This window comes from Rhodococcus sp. NPDC079359 (assembly GCF_040702585.1).
Taxonomy (GTDB): Bacteria; Actinomycetota; Actinomycetes; order Mycobacteriales; family Mycobacteriaceae; genus Rhodococcoides.
Window position 1 is genome coordinate 324172 of the sequence record NZ_JBFBLH010000006.1, and the last position, 26677, is coordinate 350848.

At 63.7% G+C, this 26677-nt stretch carries 23 protein-coding genes and 1 pseudogene; 16 read left to right on the forward strand and 8 right to left on the reverse strand.

Features of this window, described 5'->3' with window-relative positions; all coding sequences use genetic code 11:
* The first annotated feature begins 67 nt into the window (after positions 1-67).
* The gene (locus tag AB0362_RS17000) at positions 68-757 is read left to right on the forward strand and encodes a YceI family protein (RefSeq protein WP_300519657.1); all 690 of its coding nucleotides are present in this window, start codon (positions 68-70) and stop codon (positions 755-757) included.
* Here the strand turns inward: AB0362_RS17000 and AB0362_RS17005 are convergent.
* Complete coding sequence (locus AB0362_RS17005; RefSeq protein ID WP_317549026.1) at positions 738-1643, reverse strand: sterol desaturase family protein; 906 nt, start codon at positions 1641-1643, stop codon at positions 738-740. The two genes, AB0362_RS17000 and AB0362_RS17005, sit on opposite strands and share 20 nt — an antisense overlap.
* Positions 1644-1752: 109 nt before the next feature.
* On the opposite strand from AB0362_RS17005, the gene AB0362_RS17010 reads away from it, so the two are divergent.
* The 7 genes from AB0362_RS17010 (at position 1753) to tgt (ending at position 10972) form a co-directional block, all read left to right on the forward strand.
* Positions 1753-2388 (forward strand): heme-binding protein, encoded by a 636-nt coding sequence (locus AB0362_RS17010; RefSeq protein ID WP_317549027.1) that lies wholly within the window; start codon positions 1753-1755, stop codon positions 2386-2388.
* 60 nt (positions 2389-2448) lie between these two features.
* The gene (locus AB0362_RS17015; RefSeq protein ID WP_300519677.1) at positions 2449-2907 is read left to right on the forward strand and encodes an Rrf2 family transcriptional regulator; all 459 of its coding nucleotides are present in this window, start codon (positions 2449-2451) and stop codon (positions 2905-2907) included.
* An 86-nt stretch (positions 2908-2993) separates the two neighbouring features.
* The gene (locus AB0362_RS17020) at positions 2994-3632 is read left to right on the forward strand and encodes a TetR family transcriptional regulator (RefSeq protein WP_317549028.1); all 639 of its coding nucleotides are present in this window, start codon (positions 2994-2996) and stop codon (positions 3630-3632) included.
* Positions 3633-3634: 2 nt separating this feature from the next.
* The gene (locus tag AB0362_RS17025) at positions 3635-5923 is read left to right on the forward strand and encodes an MMPL family transporter (RefSeq protein ID WP_317533800.1); all 2289 of its coding nucleotides are present in this window, start codon (positions 3635-3637) and stop codon (positions 5921-5923) included.
* 90 nt (positions 5924-6013) lie between these two features.
* Complete coding sequence (locus tag AB0362_RS17030) at positions 6014-7744, forward strand: ABC transporter ATP-binding protein (protein WP_317533799.1); 1731 nt, start codon at positions 6014-6016, stop codon at positions 7742-7744.
* An 8-nt stretch (positions 7745-7752) separates the two neighbouring features.
* Positions 7753-9699 carry an ABC transporter ATP-binding protein gene (locus tag AB0362_RS17035; RefSeq protein WP_317549082.1) on the forward strand — a complete coding sequence of 649 codons (1947 nt, stop codon included), beginning with the start codon at positions 7753-7755 and terminating at the stop codon, positions 9697-9699.
* A 34-nt stretch (positions 9700-9733) separates the two neighbouring features.
* Complete coding sequence (tgt, locus tag AB0362_RS17040) at positions 9734-10972, forward strand: tRNA guanosine(34) transglycosylase Tgt (RefSeq protein WP_094668999.1); 1239 nt, start codon at positions 9734-9736, stop codon at positions 10970-10972.
* 291 nt (positions 10973-11263) lie between these two features.
* Here tgt and AB0362_RS17045 read toward each other — a convergent pair.
* Positions 11264-11581, reverse strand: a pseudogene (locus AB0362_RS17045) (pyridoxamine 5'-phosphate oxidase family protein); the annotation flags it as partial.
* 170 nt (positions 11582-11751) lie between these two features.
* Between AB0362_RS17045 and AB0362_RS17050 the strand changes: the two are divergent.
* The 5 genes from AB0362_RS17050 to AB0362_RS17070 all read left to right on the forward strand — a co-directional run bounded on the left by AB0362_RS17050 (position 11752) and on the right by AB0362_RS17070 (position 18857).
* Positions 11752-12612 (forward strand): hypothetical protein, encoded by an 861-nt coding sequence (locus tag AB0362_RS17050; RefSeq protein WP_317549030.1) that lies wholly within the window; start codon positions 11752-11754, stop codon positions 12610-12612.
* A gap of 8 nt (positions 12613-12620) precedes the next feature.
* Entirely contained in the window at positions 12621-13052 is a 432-nt protein-coding gene (locus tag AB0362_RS17055; protein WP_317549031.1) for a PIN domain-containing protein, read from the forward strand.
* Between the two features lie 194 nt (positions 13053-13246).
* On the forward strand, positions 13247-17617 hold the full coding sequence (locus AB0362_RS17060; protein ID WP_317549032.1) for an amino acid adenylation domain-containing protein: 4371 nt from the start codon (positions 13247-13249) through the stop codon (positions 17615-17617).
* A gap of 51 nt (positions 17618-17668) precedes the next feature.
* Positions 17669-18145 (forward strand): DUF2231 domain-containing protein, encoded by a 477-nt coding sequence (locus AB0362_RS17065; RefSeq protein WP_149407228.1) that lies wholly within the window; start codon positions 17669-17671, stop codon positions 18143-18145.
* A complete protein-coding gene (locus AB0362_RS17070; RefSeq protein WP_068054727.1) occupies positions 18138-18857 on the forward strand; it encodes a VIT family protein in 720 nt (239 codons plus the stop codon). Before AB0362_RS17065 ends, AB0362_RS17070 begins: the two co-directional genes overlap by 8 nt.
* A 6-nt stretch (positions 18858-18863) precedes the next feature.
* Here AB0362_RS17070 and AB0362_RS17075 read toward each other — a convergent pair whose 3' ends face one another.
* Together AB0362_RS17075 and AB0362_RS17080 are read right to left on the reverse strand one after the other, a co-directional pair.
* Positions 18864-19745, reverse strand: coding sequence for a M56 family metallopeptidase (locus AB0362_RS17075; RefSeq protein WP_317549033.1), 882 nt, complete (start codon positions 19743-19745; stop codon positions 18864-18866).
* Positions 19742-20119 (reverse strand): BlaI/MecI/CopY family transcriptional regulator, encoded by a 378-nt coding sequence (locus AB0362_RS17080; RefSeq protein WP_317549034.1) that lies wholly within the window; start codon positions 20117-20119, stop codon positions 19742-19744. Before AB0362_RS17080 ends, AB0362_RS17075 begins: the two co-directional genes overlap by 4 nt.
* Positions 20120-20258: 139 nt before the next feature.
* Between AB0362_RS17080 and AB0362_RS17085 the strand changes: the two genes are divergently transcribed.
* Genes AB0362_RS17085 through AB0362_RS17095 form a run of 3 tightly spaced genes read left to right on the forward strand, consistent with a single transcriptional unit; the run spans position 20259 to position 23138 of the window.
* The gene (locus AB0362_RS17085) at positions 20259-21113 is read left to right on the forward strand and encodes a tryptophan 2,3-dioxygenase family protein (RefSeq protein WP_317549035.1); all 855 of its coding nucleotides are present in this window, start codon (positions 20259-20261) and stop codon (positions 21111-21113) included.
* Complete coding sequence (kynU, locus tag AB0362_RS17090; protein ID WP_317549036.1) at positions 21110-22321, forward strand: kynureninase; 1212 nt, start codon at positions 21110-21112, stop codon at positions 22319-22321. Before AB0362_RS17085 ends, kynU begins: the two co-directional genes overlap by 4 nt.
* Positions 22302-23138 (forward strand): PaaX family transcriptional regulator C-terminal domain-containing protein, encoded by an 837-nt coding sequence (locus tag AB0362_RS17095; protein WP_317549037.1) that lies wholly within the window; start codon positions 22302-22304, stop codon positions 23136-23138. Before kynU ends, AB0362_RS17095 begins: the two co-directional genes overlap by 20 nt.
* On the opposite strand, the gene AB0362_RS17100 is transcribed toward AB0362_RS17095, so the two are convergent.
* From AB0362_RS17100 to AB0362_RS17115, 4 genes are all read right to left on the reverse strand, one after another.
* The gene (locus tag AB0362_RS17100; protein WP_068054742.1) at positions 23135-23878 is read right to left on the reverse strand and encodes a queuosine precursor transporter; all 744 of its coding nucleotides are present in this window, start codon (positions 23876-23878) and stop codon (positions 23135-23137) included. The genes AB0362_RS17095 and AB0362_RS17100 overlap by 4 nt on opposite strands.
* 78 nt (positions 23879-23956) lie before the next feature.
* Positions 23957-24805: a hypothetical protein gene (locus tag AB0362_RS17105; protein WP_317549038.1), complete on the reverse strand. Its 849-nt coding sequence runs from the start codon at positions 24803-24805 to the stop codon at positions 23957-23959.
* A 103-nt stretch (positions 24806-24908) separates the two neighbouring features.
* Positions 24909-25769, reverse strand: coding sequence for a tRNA glutamyl-Q(34) synthetase GluQRS (gene gluQRS / locus AB0362_RS17110; RefSeq protein WP_317549039.1), 861 nt, complete (start codon positions 25767-25769; stop codon positions 24909-24911).
* Between the two features lie 256 nt (positions 25770-26025).
* Positions 26026-26677: hypothetical protein (locus AB0362_RS17115; protein WP_366235968.1), on the reverse strand; the 652-nt coding region annotated here is incomplete at its 5' end.

Genomic DNA, 26677 nt, shown 5'->3' on the forward strand with positions numbered 1-26677 from the left:
AACTCTCAGGGAGTTACCAGGTCGCTCACTCCCCATAGGCTTGAAGCTGCAACTACCATCGGCAGTCATGACCAAGAAATGGTGGATCGTCGGAGTGGTTGTTGTCGTCGTGGCGGCGCTCGGGCTGTACTTCGGCCCCAAGATCTACGCATCGCTCCAGGAAGACGACGCACCGGCAGCATCGGTGTCCACCTCGGGCGCGCAGGCCGCCAGCACCGAGAGCATCGATGGACGGTGGATCGTCACCCCAGGTGACGCTGCCAACGCCACCGCCGCGGGCTATACCGTCGACGAACTGCTCAACGGGTCCGATGTCACTGTGGTCGGGTCGACGACCGAGGTCTCGGGCAACGTCGTCATCGCCGACGACACCCTCACCGAGGGACAGGTGGTCGTGATGACCAACTCGATCACCACCGACAGCGATCGTCGTGACAGCCAGTTCCGCGGCAACATCTTCGAGACCGCCGCCTACCCGACGGCGACGTTCGACATCGACTCGCCGATCGACCTGTCCTCGCTGCCCAAGGACGGCACCACCCAAACCGTCACCGCCGAGGGCACATTGACGCTCAAGGACCAGACGCGTCCGGTCTCGGTGCAGATGGAGGTGCTGCAGTCCGGTGACACGCTCATCGCGTCGGGCGCAATTCCGACCACGTGGGCCGATTACGGCATCGAACCGCCGTCGCTCGGCTTCGTCACCGTGGAGGGCTCGGGAACCGTCGACTTCCTGATCAATCTGAGTCAGCAGTAGCGCGTTCTCTCGCGGCCGCAGGCGTCCATCCCGGCGGCCCGACGAGATATCCGACGCGTTCCTTCCATGACCGCGATGCCGCGACATCCCGTGCGATGTTGCGGTATTCGTGTGTCTGGAGGGTCCAGATGTTGAACGTGTCGATGGGCTTGGTGAGGCCGTAGTTGGGGCGCTCGACTTCCTCGGCGTAGGTGCCGAACAGTCGGTCCCAGACGATGAGGATGCCGCCGTAATTCTTGTCGAGATACTGAGGATCGCGGCCGTGATGGACGCGATGATGCGAGGGCGTGTTGAAGACGAACTCGAACGGACGCGGCAGTCGGTCGATGCGCTCGGTGTGGACCCAGAATTGGTAGACGAGGTTGATCGAGAAGCCGACGAACACCATCCATGGCGGCATTCCCAGCAGCGGGAGCGGTAGCCACATGATGACCTCGCCGCTGTTGTTCCATTTCTGTCGCAGCGCAGCCGCGAAGTTGAAGTACTCGCTCGAATGATGAGCCTGATGCGTTGCCCAGATCAGTCGGGTGCGATGCGCGATGCGGTGATAGCCGTAGAACAGCAGGTCGACGCCCAGGATCAGGATCACCCACGTGTACCAGGCGTCGGCCGGGAGATGCCACGGCGCAACGTAGACGTAGATGGCGGTGTAGCCGACGAGGGCGAGCGCCTTCCACGCCGTGGTGGTCGCGATCGAGACCAGGCCCATGCTCAGGCTGGCGCGCGCATCCCTGGCGGAGTAGCTGCCGCGAGAGCCGTCTTCTAGCTTCGCGGCGGCAATCCACTCGATGGCCAGCAGCAGCGCGAACGCGGGAATGGCCAGCGCGACGGGGTCGCGCAGCGGTTCGGGCAGTGCATTCCACGCCGAACCGATCCAGTCGCTCATCGAACCTCCCGCGTGACAGTAAGAGGTTGAGTGTAACGCTGCCTGCCCTACTTTCCTACGGCTCGTACCGTGGAGGGCGCACGCATCGGTCGAGGGAGCGGAGTCGGACATGTTTCAGAAAATCGCGTCCACGGTCGGGCAGGTGGGCGAGTCCGTGTTGAGTGTCGTCGGCATTCGGGTCGGTACCGAGGAACCGCCGCACACGAGTCGGCGACTGACCGATGCGGTGGAGATCCGTCGTTACTCACCACGCATCGCGGCGCAGACCACGGTCGATGCCGATGAGGACGAGGCACGCCAGGAAGGTTTCCGTCGCCTGGCCCGGTACATATTCGGTGGAAACGGGGGCAAGCAGAAGGTTGCCATGACCGCTCCCGTCAGTCAGTCGCCCGCAGACTCGAAGAAGATTGCGATGACTGCCCCCGTGTCGAGCACGCCCGGCAACGACGGCTGGGTCGTCCGGTTCTTCATGCCGGCCGAGTGGACGATGGACACGCTGCCCACGCCCAACGACGACCGGGTGACGTTGACGGAGGTCCCGGCGGAGACGGTGGCCGTGCTGCGTTTCAGCGGAGGTCGCAGCCGGGACGACGTCGAACCGCAGATGGCCGCGTTGGTCGAAGCGCTGCGTGCACACGACATCGAGATGCTCGGTGAGCCGATGACCTGGTTCTACGATCCTCCGTGGACCTTGCCGCCGCTGCGTCGCAACGAGGTGGTCGTGGCGATACCGGACGGTTCCTGACGCTTCGGGGCATTCCGGCAACTGCTCGCTAATTCCCTATTGCAATGGTAGGAATTGAGCGTGCACATCACGGCCAAGGCGGACTACGCAGTTCGGACGCTCGTCGAACTCGCGGCGGTCGGTGGGCAGCGACCCGCGAAGGCCGAGGCGCTGGCCCTGGCGCAGGGAATTCCGCACAAGTTTCTCGAATCGGTGCTCTCCGATCTGCGTCGAGCAGATCTGGTGTGCAGTAGACGGGGACCCGACGGCGGCTACTGGCTGGCGCGGGAGGCGTCGGACATTTCTGTTGCCGACGTGATGAGGGCCGTGGAGGGCCCGCTGGCGTCGGTGCGCGGTCAGCGGCCCGAGGATGCGGAGTACTCCGGTCCGGCCGAGCCGCTCACCCGGGTGTGGCTTGCCGTACGCGCCAATCTGCGGGCGGTGCTCGAGGCGGTCTCGCTGGCGGACATCGTCGAGAACGACTTGCCGGACTTCGTGGGGGAACTCATCAGCGAGCCGACTGCGTGGGCTCGTCGATGACGTGAGTCACATCCGAACTTCGGTGTGGCGCGATCGACAAAATTGCACATCACTGCAAACTTGCAGAACAGTGCAAGTTCCGTAGGTTGGTAGTCGTGACTTCTCCGACGGGCCTTCGTGATCTGAAGAAGGCTGCAACCCGCGACGCACTCGGCGTGGCCGCCGTGCGTCTGGGCAAGGAGCACGGCATCGACGCGGTCACCGCCGACGCCATCGCGCACGAAGCGGGAGTCTCCACCCGTACGTTCCACAACTACTTCTCCAACAAGGAAGAAGCAGTTCTCCATCACATCGAGGTGTCTGCCCTCGAATGGTTCGAGCTCCTGCGCGCCAGGCCGGCGACCGAACCGATCTGGGACTCGTTGCGGCACATCGCAATCGACCTCGTCGCGGACCCCGGCCGGGATCTGGACGACACCTTTGCGGCAGCGCGGCTGATCGAAGCCAACCCCGCCCTGATGGCCCGCAAGCTCGAGATGCACCAATCGCTTACCCGCAAACTCGGCGAAGCCATCGCCGAGCGAACCGGCACCGATATCGACACCGATCTCTACCCCAACCTGCTCCAGATGGCCGTCGGTGGTGCCGTCACTGCAGCGCTGAACATCTGGGTCACCGACTCCGCAGGCGCATCGACGCCGAGGGCGCTCATCGAGGACGCCTTCGACCAACTCCGCGCGGGCCTACCCGAACCCCACTCGTCCGAACACAACCGAGGAGCTTGACAGTGGCCACCTATCTCTACCGAATCGGAAGATTCGCGTACCGACGCAAGGGCATGGTCCTCGGACTGTGGCTGGCGATTCTGGTTCTCGCCGGGGTGGGCGCAGCGACGCTGTCCGGCCCGACGGTCAACTCGTTCTCCATCCCGGGTACGCCCGCCCAGGCCGCACTGGACCTGCAGGAGGAGCGCTTCGGCAACGCCGAGGATCCGCTCACCGCGGTCAGTGCCGAGTACGTGTTCCAGGCACCCGACGGGCAGACGCTGGACACCCCGCAGTACACCTCGGCCATCGATGCCAGCATCGCCGAAATCGAGAAGATCGACGCGGCCAAGCCTGCGGAAGGCGCTCCGGCACTGGCCAATCCGGTCGCAGCCAACCAGTCGATCATCGAGCGGTACACCGAAGCGGCAACGGAGGCAGGCACCCCGGCCGATCAGGTGGCCGCCGACGCCGCTGCCACGTCACCGCTGAGCCCCAACGGCAACGTCGGCACGGTCACCGTGCCGATCAACGTCGAACTGGCCGACGTCACCGATGAGATCCGCACCCAGCTCGACGAGGCCGCGCAGCCCGCCCGTGACGCAGGCCTGACGGTTCTGCTCGGCGGCACCGTCGCGCAGGAGAACGTCTCGCCCGGTGGAACCTCCGAACTCGTCGGTCTCGCCGTCGCCGCCGTTGTGCTGCTCATCATGTTCGGCTCCGCCGCAGCCGCCAGCCTGCCGCTCATCACGGCCATCGTCGGCATTGGCATCTCGAGTCTGGCGATCACCACGGCGTCCGGTTTTGCTGACCTGTCGTCGTTCACGCCGGTTCTGGCCATCATGATCGGCTTGGCCGTCGCCATCGACTACTCGCTCTTCATTCTCGCCCGCTATCGACACGAGTTGACGCTCACCGACGACCGCGAGGAAGCCGTCGGACGGTCCGTGGGAACCGCAGGCTCGGCCGTCGTATTCGCCGGCGCGACCGTACTCATCGCCCTCGTCGCGCTGCGCGTCGTCGGCATTCCGTTCCTGTCCCAGATGGGTGCGGCAGCCGGATTCGCGGTGTTCATCGCGGTCCTGATCGCACTGACGTTCCTGCCGGCCATGCTCGGTCTCTACAAGGGCAAAGCCTTCGCGGGCAAGGTCAAGTTCGTCAACACCACCGATCCCGAGGACCCGAACGCCAAGGCCACCAACGGACTGCGTTGGGCGCGGTTCCTGGTCAAGAGGCCCGCGCTGGGTCTCATCGGCGGCATAGTGCTGCTCGGTGTCATCGCAGGCCCGACCACAGGACTGTCGTTGGCACTGCCGTCCACCGCCACCGCCGACCCGTCGACGCCCGCACGTCAGGCCTACGACATCGTCGACGAGGGCTTCGGGCCGGGACGCAACGGACCGTTGCTCGTCATCGCCGACGCATCCGGCGTTGCCGAGGCCGACCGGACTGCCTCGTTCGGCAAGGTCGTCGAGACCATCACCGGTCAGTCCGACGTCACCAACGCGCAGATCATCGCCGTCAACCCGGCCGGTGACACCGCTCAGATCCTCGTCACCCCGTCCTCCTCGCCCAACAGCGAGCAGACCAAGGACCTGGTGGCCAATATCCGCAATGCCGAACCGGGCGTGCAGGCCAGCGACGGCGTCTCGTACGGCGTCACCGGTCAGACGGCGCTCGAACTCGACGTCTCCGAACGACTGCAGGACGCGTTGATTCCGTACCTGGCAGTGGTGGTCGGCCTGGCGTTCGTGCTGCTGATGCTCGTGTTCCGCTCGATCCTGGTGCCGTTGACCGCGACCCTCGGCTTCCTGCTCAGCGTGCTCGCGACGTTCGGTGCCACGGTGTTCATCTTCCAAGAGGGCGGGCTCGGCCTGATCTCCAACCCGCAGCCGATCGTCAGCTTCATGCCGATCTTCCTCATCGGCGTCGTGTTCGGCCTGGCGATGGATTACCAGGTGTTCCTCGTCTCGCGGATGCGTGAGGAGTTCGTCCACGGAGCCGCCGCCAAGGATGCCGTCGTCAACGGTTTCAAGTACGGCGCTCGCGTGGTCACCTCGGCCGCAGTCATCATGATCTCGGTGTTCGCCGCGTTCATCGCCGAGCCGGACTCGTTCATCAAGTCCATCGGATTCGCTCTTGCCGCAGCCGTGTTCTTCGACGCCTTCGTCGTGCGCATGGTGCTGATTCCGTCGGTGATGGCGCTGATGGGCGACAAGGCCTGGTGGCTGCCGAAGTGGCTGGACAAGATCCTGCCCAACGTCGACATCGAAGGTGCCAAGCTGAAGACGGCCCCGGAGAAGCGCGCGTAGTACTCGCGTCGCAGCTGAGAGGCCGAAGATTACCCGTAATACTCGAACGGAGAGACTGTTATCCATGTGTACGAGTAATCTTCGGTCATCATGCTGATCCCCCTGCTGCGCACGTATCTGGCTCCGTACAAGATGCCGATCGTCGCGTTGATTCTGCTGCAACTCGTGGCCACGCTGGCTGCCCTGTTCCTGCCCAGTCTCAACGCCGACATCATCGACAAGGGCGTCACCACCGGCGACACCGGCTACATCCTCTCGGCCGGCGGAGTCATGTTGCTGGTCTCGGCAGTACAGATCATCAGCTCGGTGGCCGCGGTGTTCATCGGTGCGCGCGCGGCCATGGGTGTCGGACGCGACCTGCGCGGTGCCATCCTGCATCGCGTCGGCACGTTCTCCGCCCGTGAGGTCGGCCAGTTCGGAGCGCCGTCGCTGATCACCCGCAACACCAACGATGTTCAGCAGGTGCAGCTGGTGATCGTCATGGGGTTCACCATCGTGGTGATGGCACCGATCATGTGCGTCGGCGGCATCGTGATGTCGCTGCGCGAGGATCTCGGGTTGTCGTGGATCCTGATGATCGCGGTGCCGGGGCTCGCGATCTCCATGGGCCTGATCATCGTCAAGATGGTCCCGGCGTTCCGCTCGATGCAGAAGCGCATCGACGCCGTCAATCGTGTCCTGCGCGAGCAGATCACCGGAATTCGCGTGGTGCGAGCCTTCGTTCGCGAGGATTTCGAGATCGACCGTTTCGGGTCGGCCAACGCCGCACTCACCGATACCGCCCTGCGCGTCGGACGGCTCATGGCATTGATGTTCCCGACGGTCATGCTCATCAGCAACGTCACCAGCGTTGCCGTCATCTGGTTCGGCGGCCATGCGATCGACGACGGCACGATGCAGATCGGCTCTCTCACAGCACTTCTGAGCTACATCATGCTCATTCTCATGTCGGTGATGATGGCCTCCTTCATCGCGATGATGGTTCCCCGCGCGTCGGTGTGTGCCGACCGCATCAGCGAGGTACTGGCCACCGAATCCTCGGTCGTGTTGCCGGACAAGCCCAAGACTTTCGCGTCCTCGCCGGGAACGGTCGAGCTCGTGAACGCCGAATTCTCATTCCCCGGTGCCGAATATCCGGTGTTGTGCGGAGTGAACCTGCGTGCGGAGGCCGGCAAGGTCACCGCCATCATCGGCGGCACCGGCTCGGGAAAGTCCACCCTCGTCAACCTGATTCCGCGACTCATCGACGTCACCGGCGGTGAGGTACGCGTCGGCGGAGTCGACATCCGCGAGCTCGATCTGGATCTGCTGCGCTCCGAGATAGGCCTGATCCCGCAGAAGCCGTACCTGTTCTCGGGCACCATCGCGAGCAACCTGCGCTACGGCAAATCCGACGCCACCGACGAGGAACTGTGGGAGGCACTCGAGATCGCCCAGGGAGCCGACTTCGTTCGGGCCATGCCGGAGGGATTGGACACTCCCGTCGCGCAGGGCGGTACGACGGTCTCCGGCGGTCAGCGGCAACGCCTCGCCATCGCCCGCGCGCTGGTGCGCAAACCCAGCATCTATCTGTTCGACGACTCGTTCTCCGCACTCGACCTCACCACCGACGCCAATCTGCGCGGGGCTCTGAAGGCAGTGACGAGAGATGCCTGCATGATCGTTGTCGCGCAGCGCGTCTCGACCATCATCGACGCCGATCAGATACTCGTACTCGACGACGGAAAGCCGGTAGGTGTGGGTACCCACGACCAATTGATGGCCGATTGCCCCACCTACGCCGAGATCGTCGACTCGCAGCACGCAGTGGGTGCACTGTGACCGCGCAGGTGGAGAAGACGGAAGAGGAGGAGATCGCCCCCGTCTCCAAGACTGTGAAGCCGGGAACCAAGGCCCGCAACTTCAAGGGTTCGTTCAAGCGTCTGGTGGGCCTGCTCGCTCCCGAGCGACTGCTCCTGTCGGTAATGCTGGCATTCGGTATCGCCAGCACCGTGCTGACCGTCGCGGCACCCAGCGTCCTCGGACACGCGACGGACCTCATCTTCAACGGCGTCGTCGGTCGCGAGCTCGATCCGGGTCTGACCCGAGATCAAGCCATCGACCAGCTCCGGGCGGAGGGAAACGACTCCGTCGCCGATCTGGTGTCCGGGACGAACCTGACCCCAGGAGCCGGAATCGACTTCGGTGCAGTGGGAACCGTGCTGTTGTGGGTCCTGGTTCTGTATGTGCTCTCTGCGGTGCTGGCCTGGGCGCAGGGATACATCCTCAACATCGCGCTGCAGCGTCGAATCCTGTTGCTGCGCGGCAGCGTCGAAGCGAAGGTGCATCGACTGCCGCTCAAGTACTTCGACAACCACGCTCGCGGCGAGACACTGAGCCGCGTCACCAACGACATCGACAACGTCTCCACGAGCCTGCAGCAGACGCTCAGTCAGTTGATCACCGGCATTCTCACCGTGTTGGGCATCCTCGGCGTCATGATCTGGATCTCGCCGTTGCTGGCTCTCGTTGCGGTGCTGACCATTCCGGCGTCGTTCGCGGTGACCGCCGTCATCGCCAAGCGTTCACAACCGCACTTCGTCGCGCAGTGGAAGCACACCGGCAAGCTCAACGCGCAGATCGAAGAGACGTACACTGGCCACGAGATCGTCAAGGCCTTCGGTCGTCAGGCCGAGGTGGAACGCGAGTTCGGCGAGCGCAACGAGAAGTTGTTCCAGTCGAGCTTCCGGGCGCAGTTCATCTCCGGCATGATCATGCCCGTCATCATGTTCCTCGGGAACATCAACTACGTGGTCATCGCCGTGGTCGGCGGGCTGCGGGTCGCGTCGGGCACACTCACGCTCGGTGAGGTGCAGGCGTTCATCCAGTACTCGCGTCAGTTCACGCAACCGCTCACGCAGGTGGGTTCGATGGTGAACCTGGTGCAGTCGGGTGTCGCGTCGGCCGAGCGCATCTTCGAAGTCCTCGACGCCGAGGAAGAAGACGCCGACCCGGCCGATGCGGTGCGGCCCACCGAGCGCCGAGGACGCGTCGAATTCGAGGACGTCTCGTTCGGTTACTCTCCCGACCGCCCGCTCATCGAGAACCTCTCGTTGGTGGCCGATCCCGGGCATCTGGTCGCGATCGTCGGACCGACCGGCGCGGGCAAGACCACCCTGGTGAACCTCATCATGCGGTTCTACGAGATCGATTCCGGCCGAATCACCCTCGACGGCGTCGACACCCGCAAGATGACCCGCGAGGAACTACGCGCTCGCACCGGAATGGTGCTGCAGGACACCTGGTTGTTCGGCGGAACCATTCGCGACAACATCGCCTACGGCGACCCGAGTGCCAGCGAGGAGGAAATCCTCGAGGCCGCGCGAGTGAGCTACGTCGACCGCTTCGTCCACTCGTTGCCCGACGGCTACGACACGATCATCGACGAGGAAGGCAACAACGTCAGCGCCGGTGAGAAGCAGCTCATCACCATCGCCCGCGCTTTCCTGGCCAAGCCGCTGATCCTCATCCTCGACGAGGCCACCAGCTCCGTCGACACCCGTACCGAACTGCTGGTGCAGAAGGCCACCGCGAAGCTGCGCACCGATCGCACCAGCTTCGTTATCGCGCACCGGCTTTCGACCATCCGCGACGCGGACACCATCGTGGTGATGGAGAACGGCAGCATCGTCGAGCAGGGCAATCACGAGGAACTGCTCGCGGCCAAGGGCGCCTACTTCCGCCTGAATGCGGCTGGCGCCGCAGTGGCAGGAATAGGTGCCGCCGAGGGCACTTAACCGCACCACTGCCGCGCAGCGGCATACTGACGCGGTGAGTTCCTCCAGTTTCGGCTTCGATATCGGCACCCGGCTCGACGGTGAGCTGGGCCGCACCGGCACCATCCACACCCCGCACGGCGACATCGCCACCCCCGCGTTCATCGCGGTGGGAACCAAGGCGACCGTCAAAGCGGTGCTGCCGGAGGCGATGAAGGAGCTCGGCGCGCAGGCGGTGCTCGCCAACGCCTACCACCTGTATCTGCAGCCGGGCTCGGACATCGTCGACGAGGCGGGTGGGCTGGGCAAGTTCATGAACTGGGACGGGCCGACGTTCACCGACAGCGGCGGATTTCAGGTGATGTCGCTCGGCGTCGGGTTCAAGAAGGTCATCTCGATGGACGCCACGCGCGTGCAGTCCGACGACGTCATCGCCGAGGGCAAGGAACGCCTCGCGCACGTCGACGACGACGGGGTGACGTTCAAGTCTCACCTCGACGGCTCCAAGCACCGATTCACCCCCGAGGTGTCGATGCAGATTCAACATCGCCTCGGAGCAGACATCATGTTCGCGTTCGACGAGCTGACCACGCTGATGAATACCCGCGGCTACCAGGAGAAGTCGGTCGACCGCACCCAGGCGTGGGCGAAGCGATGCGTCCTCGAGCACGAGCGACTGACCGTCGAGCGCGCCGACAAGCCGTATCAAGCGCTGTTCGGGGTGGTGCAGGGCGCGCAGTACGAGGATCTACGACGCAAGGCCGCACACGATCTCGAGACCATCACCGGAGAGACAGGGCGCGGCTTCGACGGCTACGGCATCGGCGGTGCACTCGAGAAGCAGAACCTGGGCACCATCACCCGGTGGGTGAACGAGGAACTGCCCGAACACAAGCCGCGGCACATGCTCGGCATCAGCGAGCCGGACGACTTCTTCACCGCCATCGAGAACGGTGCCGACACGTTCGACTGCGTCAATCCGTCACGCGTGGCCCGCAATGCGGCGATCTACGTGCCGACGGGACGCTTCAACATCAACACCGCCAAGCATCGACGCGACTTCACCCCGATCGACGAGAACTGCGACTGCTACACCTGCGCGCACTACACCCGCGCGTACATTCATCACCTGTTCAAGGCCAAGGAGATGCTCGCCTCGACGCTGTGCACCATCCACAACGAGCGCTTCACGGTCAAGCTGGTCGACGACATTCGCGCCTCCATCGATCAGGGACGCTTCGCGGAATTCAAGACGGAGTTCCTGGGTCGCTTCTATGCGTCGAAGACTGCGTGAGCTGATCTTCGAGCTCCGAAATGCGCTGTAGCAGTTCCTGTTCCCGCTCGCCTGCCTTGCGCTGGTAGACCTCGGACAGCTCCCGAGGTAGGCCGCGTCGTACCGAGGGATGATGCTGCGAGTGCAGTTCCAATCGAATGCCTCGACGTCGATGACGACGCTACGTTCGCACGTGGCGGCGACGGTCATGTCGCCGATCTTTCTCAATCGTTCCAGTAGCTCGGGGTCGTCGGCCGCTTCGACGGTACGTGCCCGTCCGTAGAGCTTGAGGCGTTGACGCAGAGGGTAATTCACGAGAAGCAGTGCGACGCGATCGTCGTGATCGAGATTGGCCGCCGTCACGTACTGGTGGTTACCGGCGAAATCGGCGAAACCCAACGTGTGGTCGTCGAGGACCTGCAGAAAGCCCTTCGGGCCACTTCGGTACTGGATGTAGGGCCACCCGGTCTCGGCGACAGTGGCGATCTGGAACTGATCGAGCGCGCGAATCATGGCCTTCTCGCGAGTGTCGAGAGGCGTCGGGCCGTCGTCCGGTCGCTCGGTCTGTGATCCGTAGGCGGTGAAACTGCCGTCGACCTTCTGTCGCGCAATCGCAGCAGGGCCGAACATCAAGTGGTGGTAGTGGTTGCTCTGCGGCACGGGTGTCACCTTAGGACACCGGGGCCTCGCGGCAATGGACGTGTCGGAGGCAACTGCAATGATCTTCGACGCGGGATATGTGTCGATCGCGCACAATGGACGAAGACGTCAGAATGCGCCCCAGTGAGAAGGTGATAGCCGTGACCACTCAGTTCGAGTTTCGACTGAAGGGAGTGACTGCACCTGAGGGCGAGCTGGATGCCAACGACCTGATTGCTCTCGTAATGGGTCTCAAGGCAGTTGCTATGAGTATCGGCCGAAGCGAGACCGATGCCGATCGGCTCGGCCGCGCACCCTCACGAGTGCACCGGGTTGCCAATCTGGTCATCGGGTTGACCCCTGGCAGCACCAAACTTCTTGTTCGCCGCGCAGGAGCTGGTGCGGATGCGTTGGATTTCGATCTGGCAGACGAGGAAGGCTTCGACGCAACATTCCAGAAGTTGGTGGAATCGATCGGTCTCGACCATCGGCCGGACTGGGTGAGTGATTCGCTTTCGAGCGCGGCTGGCGAATTGGCATCGGCGCTTCGTCGTGCTGCTCCGGAGGTCGAGTTCAAAGCCGATGGACTGACCTTGCAGACATTCGATACGGCTGCACTTCGACCCGAGACCTGGCAGGTCGCAACTGGCGTGTCGACCGAACTCCGAACCTTTATCGGACGCCTGTACTCGGCGAACCTACATACACACCGCTTTCAGGTGGAGGATGACGCCGGCAACCAGGTCGCTCTCCCCGACGTGGCCGACGACTCGGGACTCGGTCCGTTGCTCGGCAGGTACGTAACCGTGACCGGTAGCCCGGAAGCCGACGCGGGCGGACAGTTGAAGAGGCTGTTGAACGCCAGGATGGTTGCCCTTCCTGAAGCAATAGCGGAGACAGGTGTCCCCGACCCGGTCTCCCTCGAAGACATCCTGGCTGCTGCATCCGGTATCGAGCCCGGGGGGATAGACGGGGTGAGCGACGATGAAGCTGACGCGTTCTTTGCGGCTATCGGTCTATGACCCGGCCCGTGAGTCGGGGTGCTGTTCTCGTTGATACCGACGTATTCAGCATCCTGTACATCGACCCGGTCAAGGCTGCGAATCGTGGCCTTCCTGTCGAACAACTCCGTGCACAACTGGCTGGACTTCAGGTTGTGATTGCCTTCCAGACGAGGGCAGAGGTACTCGCGGGAGCGATGGTGGGCAATTGGGGTGAGCGCAAATTGACTCACACCCGGGCAAAGCTCGATTCGGCCCCTACGATTTCGATCGACACTGGAGTCGTGGATGCTTACGCGTCTTTGACCGCTGCATGCAGGCATGTAGGTCATGCGCTGCACGACAAGATTCACACCGGCGATCGCTGGATTGCAGCATGCGCGATCTCGAAGGAGGTGCCGTTGCTGAGCCTTGACGGCATCTATGCGGGAGCGCCGGACTTGGCTCTACTGGGAGGTTGAGCGCCCGCTGTCGCTTGCCAGGTTGATGGGACCACCTGATTGCCAGAGGGTAGGGACCACCGTGGCGCGTTATTGAGGATGCGCGTTGTCGGTGGTGGCGTCCGTCTCGCGCAGCCGGGGCGTACGGTGGTACTACCGACTGTGTAGTAGCAGCACGCCCTGGGGGGACCACCATGTTCGACGACGCCTTACCTGTGAGTTCGTCCCAGGCCGACATCTGGATTGCCCAACAGTTCATGCCGGACGTGCCCTTCACCATTGCGTACTACGTCGACATCATCGGCGCTGTGAACCTCGACGCGCTGGTCGAGTGCGGTAGCAGGGCGCATCGAGAGTTCTCGTCGTCGACGATGCGCATCGTCGAGATCGACGGCACCCCGATGCAACGGTTCGAGCCTCGGGAGACCGACAGGGTGGAGATCCTCGATTTCCGCGAACACGACCGGCCGGCCGACACGGCGACGCAGTGGATGAACGACGATTGCCGCACGCACTTCCCGATGGACGGCCAGCTCGTCCGGTTGCGGGTCCTTCGCGTCGGGGACGATCGCGTGTTCTGGTACACCCGAGCCCACCACATCGCGCTCGACGGTTATGCCTCGATGAAGGTGCTCGAGCGGGCGGCGGCCCTGTATGCAGCCGCGTCTGGTGGCGTCGAGCCTGCGACCATCGATCCGACGACGCCGACCGCGCTTGTCGCCGAGGACGAGCGCTACCGCACCTCCACCCGCGCGCGACGCGATCGGGCCCACTGGCAGTCCGCAGACCTGGGTCACGCCGAGCCTCTCGGCCGGATCGCTCAGCCTGCATCGGTGCCGATCGTCGTCGGCGAGGATCGATCGGTTTCTCCGACCGCTGCCGGTCATGCGACGTCGACTGTGGTGATCGCGGCCTTCGCTGCGTACCTGGCGCGGATGAACGACACCGAGAACGTGGATCTGTCGTTGCCGGTCTCAGCGCGGCCGTTGGCGATGTTGCGCCGGGCCGGGTCCTCGTTGTCGAACGTTGTGCCGCTGAGCCTGCCGGGCATCGGATCTGCGACGGTGAACAACGTGATCAAGTCCACCGAGGTGGCGATCGGTGCCGTGCTCCGCCATCAGCGCAGCAGACCTCAGTTGTCCGAGAGTGGTAATGCGCTGAGCGCAGGGCGTTTCGGGCCGACGATCAACGTGATGATGTTCGCGAACACCGTCGCCATCGGCAACTTCGACGGTGAGATCAACATTCTGACCACGGGGCCGGTGTCGGACCTCGCCGTCAACATCTACCCCGGGCGAGGTGGAGCGCGTCCTCGCATCGACTTCGAGGCCAATCCTGCCGCCTACGCACCGAGCGACCTGGCGCGCCACCACGCTCGATTCCTGCACTTTCTCGACCGTTTCGCCGAATCCGGCTACGGAGATACCGCGATAGCAGAACTCGACCTGCTCCTGCCTGACGAACCGTGTACGACGCCCGCCTCGGTGGGCGCGGCCGTGACCGAGCGTGGATCTCTGAACGATGTGTTCTCGACGGCAATCACGCAGCACGGCAATCGAATTGCGATCCAGGATGCGGAGGTGTCGGTCACCTACGCGGAGTTGGATACGAGAGTCGCCGCACTCGCATCCGCCTGGAGTACACGAGGAATCGGTAGCGAGGACCGGGTCGCCGTGCGCCTCGGCCGATCCGTGGAGGGGGTCGTCGCGTTCTGGGCCATCGCACGAGTGGGTGCGGTGTACGTTCCGGTCGACCCGAATCACCCACGCGAGAGAGCGCAGTTCGTGGTGCGAAACAGCGGAGCGGTGTTGGGCCTGTGCACCGGAGGTGCCGAGCTGGGCGAGGTGGAATGGCTGAACCTCGATGACGTTCTCGCGGAGGGAGGCCCGGGTGATGAACCCGCTCCGACGACACCGCACCACGCGGCGTACGTCATCTACACCTCCGGCTCCACCGGCACTCCCAAAGGCGTTGTCGTCACTCACGGTGGCATAGCCGCTCTGGTGCAACAGATCAGGAGCAGCTACGACCTCGACGCCGAGTCGCGCGTCTGCCATCTCGCCTCTCCCGGATTCGATACCGCTGTGGTCGAAGTGCTCGCCGCAGCAACCGCCGGCGCGGCAGTGGTGATCGCCCCGCCGGATAGCTACGGCGGCGCAGAACTGTCGGAACTGATTGCCCAGCAATCGATCACACATCTGCTGATCACGCCCTCGGCGCTGGCCACGCTGGATCCCGCAGCCCTGTCGCGTGTCGGGACCATCATCATCGGCGGTGAATCGGCACCGCAGGACACCGTCGACCGATGGTCGGTGGGTCATCGGCTACTCAATGCCTACGGGCCCACCGAGACGACCTGCAGTGTCACCATGACCGAGCCACTGAACCTGGGCAGCGCGGACGGAATCGGTCGAGCCATGGTGGGGGCGGTGATTCACCTTCTCGATCGGGCGTTGCGCCCCGTTCCCTCGGGTGCAGTCGGTGAAATCTACATCGAAACGCGCGGCGTTGCGCGTGGATATCTCGGGCGCACCGCAGAAACAGCAGCTCGCTTCGTCGCGAATCCGTTCGGCAGCAGCGGCCTTCGGATGTTCCGCAGTGGAGATCGGGCGCGTCTGCGCGGAGATGGGACATTGGAGTTCCTTGGACGTACCGACGACCAGATCAAGATCCGCGGCAATCGCGTCGAACTGGGGGAGGTCGACGCGGCACTGCGGTCGCATCCGGAAGTCGCTGCGGCGTCGTCGTCGTTGCGCCGCAGTCGAACTGGTGACCTTCGTATCGACGGGTACATTGTCGCGACGCGGCCGAGGGAACTCGTCGACACGACGCGAATCCGCAACGATCTCGTGGGGCGTCTGCCTGCCCATATGCTGCCGGCGACCATCTCGGTTCTCGACGAGATTCCGCTGACGATCAACCGGAAGATCGATCGTGGAGCGCTGCCGTCACCCGATCTGTCCATGGTGTCGACCGGGCATCGAACTGCGCCGTCCGGTGCAACCGAGGAGATGGTGGCAGCAGCCTTCTCGCGTGTACTCGACACAGATGACGTCGACTGCGCCACATCGTTCTTCGACCTCGGTGGTGACTCACTGGCCGCGACCAGAGTCGTCGCATCGATCCGGGCCGAGGCATCGGTGGACATCGGTGTCCGAGATCTCGCGGCGGCTCCGTCCGTCCAGTCCTGCGCGGCACGGATCGATGCACTCCGTCTGGTTGGGCTACAACATAATTCGAGACCTGAACAAGGTATGTCGCAGGGCGTGATTGCAATTCCGCTGGCGCCGCAGCAACGCCACATCGATCGAAGCGCAGCGCTACCGCTGTCCAATCTGCCGTTCACGGTGTCGATAACCGGGGAGTTCGATCCAGCGGCAGCCTCGCAGGCGTTGACCGATCTGATCGAGCGACACCGCACGTTGCGCACGCGCTATCCGGATGTCGACGGGATTCCAGTTCAGGTGATCGAGCAGGATTCTGCTGGGGTGGCACCGAACCTCGACGTTCTGGACTTCGATGCACCATCAGTGACGGAGACCCTCGAGCACCCTCTCGACGTGCGTACCGAGTTCCCGATCCGTGCTCGACTGTTCGCGCTAGCACCCGATCACCACGTGCTGGCGTGCGCCGTTCACCACATCGCAGCGGACGGGTGGTCGCTCGGGCTGCTGGCGTCGGATTTCGTACTGGCTTATCACGCCAGGATGGCCGGCAGTGCACCGTCGTGGCCTGAATTGCTTTTGCAGTACGCCGATTACAGTGTCTGGGCCGTCGATCGGGATGTATCGGCCGACATCGATTTCTGGCGTGCGGAACTCGCGGGTGTCCCCAGCGGCACAGAGTTGCCGTTGGACCGGCCACGTCCGCAGGAGTGGGATTTCTCCGGTGCACGCACATCGCTTCGCTTCGATGCACCCGCCACGGAGAAAATGACCGAACTTGCCCAGCGTTGTGGGACAGGACGATTCACCGTGCTTCGCGCAGCACTGCTGATTCTGCTCGCGGAGGTGACGGACTCCACCGATATCGTCGTCGGGACCCCGGTTGCCGGACGCGACGATCCGAGGCTCGAGCAGCTGGTCGGTACCTTCACCAACACCGTCGCGATTCGGACGGACATCGCGTCCGCTACGACCGTCGAGGACGTGGTGCAGGCGGCCCGCGGGAGCGAGCTGCGGGCCTTCGATCATGCATCGGTGCCGTTCGAGGATGTCGTCGCCGATCTCGCTTCTGACACGGTGGCCGGGCAGCATCCGATTTTCCAGGTTGCGCTGTCGTTGGACGTCTTCACCGCCGCAACGCTCGACCTGGGGGACACGCGTGTCGAGATCACGCCCCGACCGATCGACATCGCGAAATGCGACCTGCATCTGCACGTCACCGAACGGCGGGACGACCAAGGGAAGGCTATCGGTATCGACGTCGATATCGTCTATCCCACAACATTGTTCGACGCGAACACCGTTGTCGCGCTGGGACGGAATCTCGAGCAGATCGTGCATGCGATGGTCGCCGAACCCGACTCGGCGTGGCGATCCCTGGCGGCACTGGACCCATCCATGCAACTACTACACAACGTGTAGCATGTGTTGTGCGTGAGGTGCACGCGACTTTCCAAGCAAGCGGGAGAACGCATGTCCACCTTCAACGGCCTACCGGCCCACATTCTTCTCGTTCACTTCATCGTGGTGCTGGCACCGCTGACCGCGCTGCTCGCCATCGCGGCCAGCATCTGGTCCGGTGTGCGCAGCCGTCTCGTGTGGCTCATCGCAGCACTGGCGGTGTTCACGTTGGTGTTGACGCCGCTGACGACCGAGGCAGGTGAGTGGCTCGAGGAGCGCGTGCCCGAGACCGCGGCCGTCGAACAGCACACCGAGATCGGCGACTGGATGATCTTCTTCTCCGTCGGTCTTGTCGTCGTCGCCGCGGCGCTTGTGTTCGTGCATCTGCGTGAGCGTCGGGGCAATACCCCCGTGCGTTGGCAGTCGATTACGGTGGTGGTGTTGGCAGTGGTTGTCGGAGCGACCACAATCGTCCAGGTGTACAGAATCGGTGAGTCCGGCGCGCGCGCCGCATGGGATGACGTATCAGTGACGGCCGTCGATGAGTGAGCCCGAGCCGAGCCTGCACGATCACGAACCGCACGCAGATATGTCCGGTCGGCTGAACTGGCTGCGGGCAGGCGTGTTGGGCGCGAACGACGGCATCGTCTCCACTGCCGGCCTGGTCGTCGGTGTCGCAGCTGCCACCACCGACAAAGGATCGCTGCTCACTGCAGGCGTTGCGGGGCTTGTTGCGGGAGCCGTGTCGATGGCGCTCGGGGAGTACGTCTCGGTGAGCACGCAGCGTGACGCCGAGCGATCCCTGTTGATCAAGGAACGCAAAGAGCTGGACGAGCAGCCCGAGGAAGAATTGGCCGAGCTCGCGGCGCTGTACGAGGCCAAGGGGCTCTCGGCAGAGACTGCCCAGACTGTCGCGCGCGAACTCACCGAACACGATCCATTTGCCGCGCACGTGGACGTCGAGTTGGGAATCGACCCCGACGCATTGACCAATCCATGGCAAGCGGCCGCATCGTCGGCGGTGTCGTTCATCAGCGGTGCGCTCTTGCCGTTGCTCTCGATCCTGCTTCTGCCTGCTTCGCAACGTATTCCGGTCACCTTTGTCGTCGTGTTGCTGGCTCTGGCGTTGACCGGAACCATCAGTGCGCGCCTCGGCGGTGCGCCGAGTCGGCCGGCGGTGACTCGTATCGTGATCGGTGGTGCGATCGCGATGGCCGTCACCTATGCGATCGGCCAACTGGCGGGCGTCGCCGGTATCTGACCGAGATCAGCGAAAGATCGAGGTGGCGACTTCTCCGGTTTCGGGGGCCACCACATCTTGAACGACGTCGAACAGTGCCGTGGAAATGACGGTGAAGGCGAGGATCAGCACCAAACCGGCCGCGAGAACCCCGCGATCACGACGGTGCCGTGGTGGTTCGCTGAGGGCCTGCACGCGGCGAACGACGTCGCCGCCGGTACTGGCGAGCGTGCGGGTTCCATGGTCGAGTTGTTTCCGCAGGAGGGCGGTTCTGGCGATGGCAGACAACGTGTCTCGACGCCCGAGAGACGCTGCGCTCTCGTCGGCCTGACGCTCGGCGGCGTGCCGGACCTTCGAGGGCACCGGCCGGAGAATCGGATTCAGTCGAGCCGCGATCTCACACATCTGAATCCACACGCTGTGGCGATGCCGTAGGTGCGCACGCTCGTGTTCGACCACGGCGCGTAATTCGTTGTCCGACAAAGCCTCCGCGAGGCCGGTGGTGATCACGACGGCCCCTCCGCCGGAGGGGACGGCAAAGGCGTCGGGAACGTCGGAGTCGACCACGACGATGCCGCCCGTCGCCCGCGCCTCGTCACCGAATTCCGATGCGATCGACGCACCGACGGCGACGCGTCGAACATGGCGGGCGACCTCGATCACGCGCCAGAACATCCACGCAGAAATGATGATTCCTACCGCTACCCAGGCAATCTCACCTGACGCCAGCAGTACCGCAGCGAGTGCGGCCATGGACGCAGCCACGGAGAATGCGGTCACCATCGACAGGATGGGCAACAGGACGACGGCGGTCGACGGATTGAGTCGACGATCGAGTTGATCGGCTCCGAATCCCAGTAGCAGTGACAGCACCCACGGCAGGACGGCCACGACCAGGAGCAGGGTCATGGGTGTTGCTCGGCTGCGTCCGACTTGGCCAGCAGTTCGCGCAGCGTCGCCTCGTCCTCGGGGTCGAGTGCAGCCACGAAGCTGGCCAGTACGTCTGCGCGTTCGGCTCTGGCACCGAGTTCGGTGCGCATCCGCATCGCAGCCCGAAGAGCCGGGATCTCGTCGACCGGGGCGTTGAGGGTGTAGACGAAGGATCGCCCGCGCCGCTCGCGATCGACCAGGCCTTTCCCGTGCAGGCGCACCAGAGCGGTCATGACCGTGGTGTGGGCGAGATTCGAGCCCAGATGCTCGCGGGCCTGGGCCACCGAGAGTTCCGTGTGCTCGCCGAGCAACTCGAGGACCGACTCCTCCAACTGTCCGGACGCTCTACGCACTGCGATTCCTCACTCGAGTCGGTACTTCGAGGATAGGCGACGGTCGGGATTCGTGAAACCGTAGTATGTCGTAGATCTGGCGGGCGGCACGATTCTGTAATACGCTGTCGAGATCAGCCCATCACCTCGAGGACCAGCCATGAGCGTCGAAGGCAATACCCGCGCGATAGAGAAGACCGTCGTCACCGACTTCAGAGACCGTATGAGTTACGGCGCGTACCTGGACCTCGACACGTTGCTCAGCGCCCAGAAACCGGTGAGCACCCCCAAGCATCACGATGAATTGCTGTTCATCATTCAGCACCAGACCACCGAACTGTGGCTCAAGCTGGTACTGCACGAGACCCTGGCCGCGCGAGCAGCTCTCGATGCCGACGACATCGGTACCGCGCTGAAATGTGTGGCCCGGGTCAAGCACATCCAGAAGACGTTGACCGAGCAGTGGTCGGTACTGGCCACTCTCACCCCGACGGAGTACTCGCAGTTCCGCGACTTCCTCGGCAACTCGTCGGGTTTCCAGTCGTATCAGTACCGGGCCGTGGAGTTCGTGCTGGGAAACAAGAATGCGGGCATGCTGACGGTCTTCGATTCCGATCCGGCTGCGCACCAATTGCTTTCGACGCTGCTGCACGAGCCGAGCCTGTACGACGCCTTCTGGCAATCGCTGGCCCGGCAAGGCTACGACGTGCCGGCATCTGCCCTCGATCGTGACGTCACCGCGGCGTACACGTTCAACGAGGACCTGATGCCGCTGATCAAGTTCGTCTACGAGAATCACACCGAACATTGGGCGGTGTACGAGGCCTTCGAGGAGTTCGTCGATCTCGAGGAGAACTTCCAGCTGTGGCGCTTCCGGCACATGCAAACGGTGCTCCGTATCATCGGGATGAAGAGCGGGACCGGAGGCTCGAGTGGTGTCGGATTTCTGCAGAAGGCACTCGAACTCACCTTCTTCCCCGAATTGCTCGCTGTGAGAACGGACATCGGACGATGACGGAACGCGCACTCGAACTCGACGAGAAGGATCCACTCCGCAGCTACCGCGACAAGTTCCTCGGCAGTGACGATCCGTCGATCAGCGCGTATCTCGACGGTAACTCGCTGGGCCGGCCCACCAAGGCCAGCGTCGAACGGATCAACACCTTCATGACGCAGGCCTGGGGTGGACGCCTGATCCGTGGCTGGGACGAGCAGTGGTTCGATCTCCCCGTCACCATCGGGGACGCCCTGGCCGACGCCACCCTCGGGGCAGCGCCCGGCCAGACCACCATCGGCGATTCGACGACGGTACTGCTGTACAAACTGGCGCGGGCTGCGATCGCCATGCGGCCGGGCCGCACCGAGATCGTCATCGACCGCGATAACTTCCCGACCGATCGATACTTGCTCGAAGGCATTGCAGCAGAGCTGAATATGACCCTGCGGTGGATCGAGACGGACCGCCGCGGTGGTATCGAACCGGAACAACTTGCGGAGGTGGTGGGGGAGAACACCGCCTTGGTGGTGATCACTCACGTCGCCTACCGTTCCGGCTTCCTCGTCGACGTGGCCGAGGCGACACGCATCACGCATGCTGCCGGAGCTTTGATGCTGCTGGATGTGTGCCACTCCGTCGGATCGGTACCGCTCGAACTCGATTCCTGGGGAGTGGATCTGGCCGTCGGGTGCACGTACAAGTACCTCAACGGAGGACCCGGCTCGCCGGCTTTCGCGTACGTGCGCAGTGATCTTCAGAGCGATTTCGTCCAGCCGATCTGGGGCTGGATGGGTCGCGCCGATCCGTTCGAGATGGCGCAGGGTTACGTTCCGGCACAGGGTATTCGACGCGTCATCAGTGGCACGCCGTCGGTGTTCGGAATGATCGCGATGCAGGACACCATCGAGATGATCGCCGAGGTGGGGATGGACGCGATACGCGCGAAGTCCGTTGCGCTGACCGAATACGCCCTCGAACTGGTCCGCGAGATGCTGGTACCGCTCGGGGTGGAGATCGCCTCACCCGAGGACGCGAATCGACGCGGCGGTCACGTCACCATCGACCATCCCGAGTTCAAGGCGATCACCGCTCGCCTGTGGGAGAAGGGCGTCATCCCGGATTACCGCGCGCCGCAGGGTATTCGCCTGGGATTGAGCCCTCTCAGTACTTCCTATCGAGAGGTGTACCTGGGAATCGTGGCGATCCGTGACGAACTCCGCTCCTAATCCTGCCGGGGCGATCCTCGACGACTTCGAGTCCCGTCCGGGAAGCGCCACCTCACTCGTGCGCACGGTGCTCGGGGCCTACGTTCGCCCGCTCGGAGGGTGGTTCGCCATCGCCGATGTCGTCATCTGGATGGACGCGCTCGGGGTGCCGCCGGAGAGCACGCGCATCGCGGTGGCCAGGTTGAAGAAGAAGGGCGTCGTCGTATCGAGTAATCGTGAGGGCCGCACCGGCTATCGCATCACCGAGCAGGCCGACGCCATGTTCGCGCGCGGCGACGGTCGGATCTTCGGGTTTCGGCGGATGGCCGACGGCGACCCGTTTCGGCTCATCTCGTTCACCATCCCCGAGACCCAACGCGCCGCGCGCCACCAGCTGAGGCGTCGACTCACCGGAATTGGCTGCGGCACAGTTTCACCCGGTTTATGGATCGCACCCGACTACCTCGCGGAGGAGGCCGGTGCCATTGTCGACGCGTTGGAGCTTTCGCCCTACGTGACGACTTTCGTCGCCTCCGAGGTCGCGCCGCCGACCACGTTGCGTGAGAGCGCTGCGCAATGGTGGGATCTGGCCGGCATCGCCGATCGGCATCGGGCATTTCTTGCCGCTTACGAGACCGTCGCCCCGGCTCGGAATCCGCGGGACGCGTTCGTCACGTTCGCGACGCTGCTCGACGAGTGGCGCGTCATTCCCTACGTCGACCCGGGCCTCCCGCCGTCCATGACACCGGAGGACTGGCCGGGAACCCGGGCCGTCGCGACATTCGAGGCAGCGCGAGGGCGCTACCTCGAGGTCAGTCGAGAATGGGTTGCGAGCTAACTGCTCTGGTACGACGGTTCCCGCTTCTTGATGTACGAGATGACGCGGTACGTGATGGGGAGGACGAGGACCTCGACGAGTGTCTTCCACAGGAATCCGACGACGACGTAGTTGATGAAGTCGGTCCACGTGCTGATGCCGATGACGCCGGCGGCGATGGCGCAGAAGATCAGCGTGTCGAAGAATTCGCCGACGACGGTTGAGCCGATCAGGCGCGCCCACAGGTGCTTTTCCTTGGTGCGTTCCTTGATCTTGACCAGGACGTAGGAGTTGAGCAGCTGGCCGACGGCAAAGCCGGCGAGACCGGCGAGTACGAGTCGGGGAACGACACCGACGACGGTTTCGAGGGCCTCTTGGTTCTCGTAGAACGAGGCGGCGGGGAGTTCGATGGCGATCCAGAAGCACACCGAGGTGAGGATCAGGGAGCCGAAGCCGAGGTAGATCGCGCGGCGTGCGGCTTTGAAGCCGTAGACCTCGCTGAGGACGTCGCCGAGGATGTAGGCGAGGGGGAACAGGAAGAATGCGCCGTCGGTGTTGATCGGCAGGATCTGCAGTGGTCCGAGCATGACGTCGGACGAGGCGAAGAAGGCGACACCTTTGCTGGCGGCCACGTTCGAGATCAGCAGCGTCGCGACGAAAAGCGCGACGATGGTGGGGTAGTAGCCCCGGCTGATGTGAGCGAACGTGGCCTGCCCAGACTCGGTGCCGCCGTTGGCGGCGGTGTGTTCGGTAGTAGTCACTGCTCGATCCAAGCACCGAGACGACGATGGGCGCGAATCCCGGGTGAGGGATGCGCGCCCATCGAGGCGGATCTCAGGTCAGGCGACGCGTCCGCGCACCGTGACGCGGTAGGCGTAGGTTCCGGCGATGATCGTGATCGGAATGGTCACCAGCAGGCCGACCACGAGCAGGATCGCACCGAGGACGTTCAGGCCGAACAGGGCGAGCGCGAGCACGAAGATCGTGCCACCGTTCGACGCGATCGCCTTGGCGCTGGCCTTGATGGCGGGGATCGGCTCGTCGCCGCGGTCGATGACGAATTGGAAGGTCCACCACGTGAAGAACGTGACGACGAGTCCGGGGATGACCAGCAGGATGTAGCCGATGCCGGTTGCGATGCCGACGAGGATGCCGGCGATGACGATGGCGAAGACGTTGTTGAACTGGAAGAACGACCCGAACGCGGGCTTCATCCCGTCCACCTCGTGCAGAGCGCCGCGGACGAGTGCCGCCTGAATGAGGAGCGTGGCGACTCCGACGATGACACTGAAGAACAAACTGAGGACGAAGTTGTCGGAGCTCAACACGTAGTTCAGAACGCCCTGGATGATCGCGGCGATGAGGACGATGCCGATCCAGACGAGGGCGTTTTCCTTGAACTTGTTGAAGCCGTAGCCGATGGCCGTTCCCACGGACAGCTGCGTCGGCATCGGTGACTCACCGAAGGCCGGAGGCGGCGGATAGTTGCCCTGCGGGGGCGGTGGGTAGTTGCCCGGGGGCGGGTAGTTGCCCTGCGGGGGAGGCGGGTAGTTGCCGGGTGGTGGATAGCCGCCCTGCTGAGGTGGTGGGTAGTTGCCCTGGGGAGGGGGCGGGTAGCCGCCCTGCGGCGGGGGATAGCCGCCGGGGTTCTGCGGATCCTTGTCGGGGTCGTAACCGCCTGAGGTCATCGTGTCCTTCTCCCTCGGGAAGAGTTGTCGCGGCCACTGTACGTCCGATTCGTGCGCAGTTGGGTCCTGTCGCATTGCAACGTGATCTCGATCGGTACAACGGTCAGAGATTCGAGGGGTCGAACACCCACGGTTCGCGCGGTACCAGCGTCGGCTTCCACTGTTCGAGCAGTTCCTCGGCGTCGTTCGCATTCGGCATGCCGAGCGAGGCGGTGATGAGCGACCACGCGTCGGGCCGCTCGCGCAGGGTCACCGCGCCGTCTCGCTTGGCCAGACGCTTGCCCTCGATGTTCAGAGCGAGAGGCACATGGACGTAGGTCGCGGGGGTGAGGCCGAGAAGTTGCGCCAGATATCCCTGCCGCGGCGCGGAGGTGAGGAGGTCGTCGCCGCGCACGATCTGGTCGACGCCCTGTGCGCCATCGTCGACGACGACGGCGAGGTTGTAGGCGGGGACGCCGTCGGATCGGCGGAGGACGAAGTCGTCCACCTGGCCCCTGTAGAGGCCGTGCAGCTGGTCGACGATGGTGAATTCGGTTACCTGCGAACGTAATCGAATGGCGGGTGGGCGGTCCTTCGCTGCTTTTTGGTCTGCGGTCAGATTTCGACAGGTTCCGGGATATGCGCCGTCGGGAGCGTGGGGTGCGGATGCCGCCTGTTGGATTTCCCGACGCGTACAGAAACATTCGTACGTCATCCCGGCGGCGGTGAGCGTGCGAATCGTGGCGTCGTAGATTTCCCGACGCTCGGATTGCCGCATGATCGGCCCGTCCCAGTCGAGTCCGATGGCGGCGAGGTCGTCCAGTTGACGTTGCTCCGAGCCGGGTTTCACGCGATCGAGGTCTTCGACGCGCATGACGAAACGTCGTTCAGTGGCGCGGGCGAAGAGCCAGGCCAACAATGCGGTTCGTAGATTGCCGAGATGCAAGTCGCCGGAGGGACTGGGTGCGAAGCGGCCGGCGGGCATGGGGTGATCTTAGTTTCTGGTGCGTTGTTGAAGTGCGGGGTGCTCTAACGATGGCCTTCGATGCTCGCGCATGCACCCGCCGGGCGCTTTGGTCCTCGGTTTTTTGCTGGTGGTTGGATCATCATGCGGGTCTTCGCAATCAAGGAAGACTTCGTTCACCGTGCTGCAGATCAGCACGCGAACGCGTTGATCGAAGCGGCGAGCGTAGTCGCAGCAGCCTGACGCACCGTTTCGACAGCTCTTGCGGGTTGCGGCTTCATTTGGGGGAGACCGCTGCTAACCCAAGAAAAGTTGCGGTGAGAGGCAAGTACAGCTCGCCCAGGGCTTTCGCCTTGTCGTCGGCCAAGACTCGATCCGGTGCTTCCGAATCTCTCCGATTGGCCGCGTAGCTGATCTTGCGTTCCATCTTTGGGTCCAGCGGAAGCTCGCTACAGGCATTCAGGCCCTTTTCGGTGGCGACTCCTGGCTTGTACAAGACGATGGGAGTCGGCTGCCCGGCTAGTTCCCGTTGCCCCTCGCTGATCAGCTCCTTCGCGAGCGGTTTTCTGCGACAGTGAATGATCTTAACGACTCCGGCGTCTTCGAAGACAAAGTCATCCGAGTCAAGATCGATCTCACGCGCTACCTTGTCTACTACGAGGACTCCAATCGCCGTTTCATCGACGCAGTCGACCACTACCCATGCCCAGAACCACGTTCCCTGAGCACCGGATGGGTCAAGCTGGTGAGCAGCAACGATGCGGTATGGCTCGTCCTCGGTCATAAAGCAGTCTTGCACGGGAGATAGCCGTGCCTTGCGCACGACCGCCGATATGAACCGTCCTGGGACTGGTGGAGACTGTGATCTCACCAGGAGAATGCAGATATGGGTGCACCAAGGAAGTTCGATGCCGAGACGCGTGAGCGCG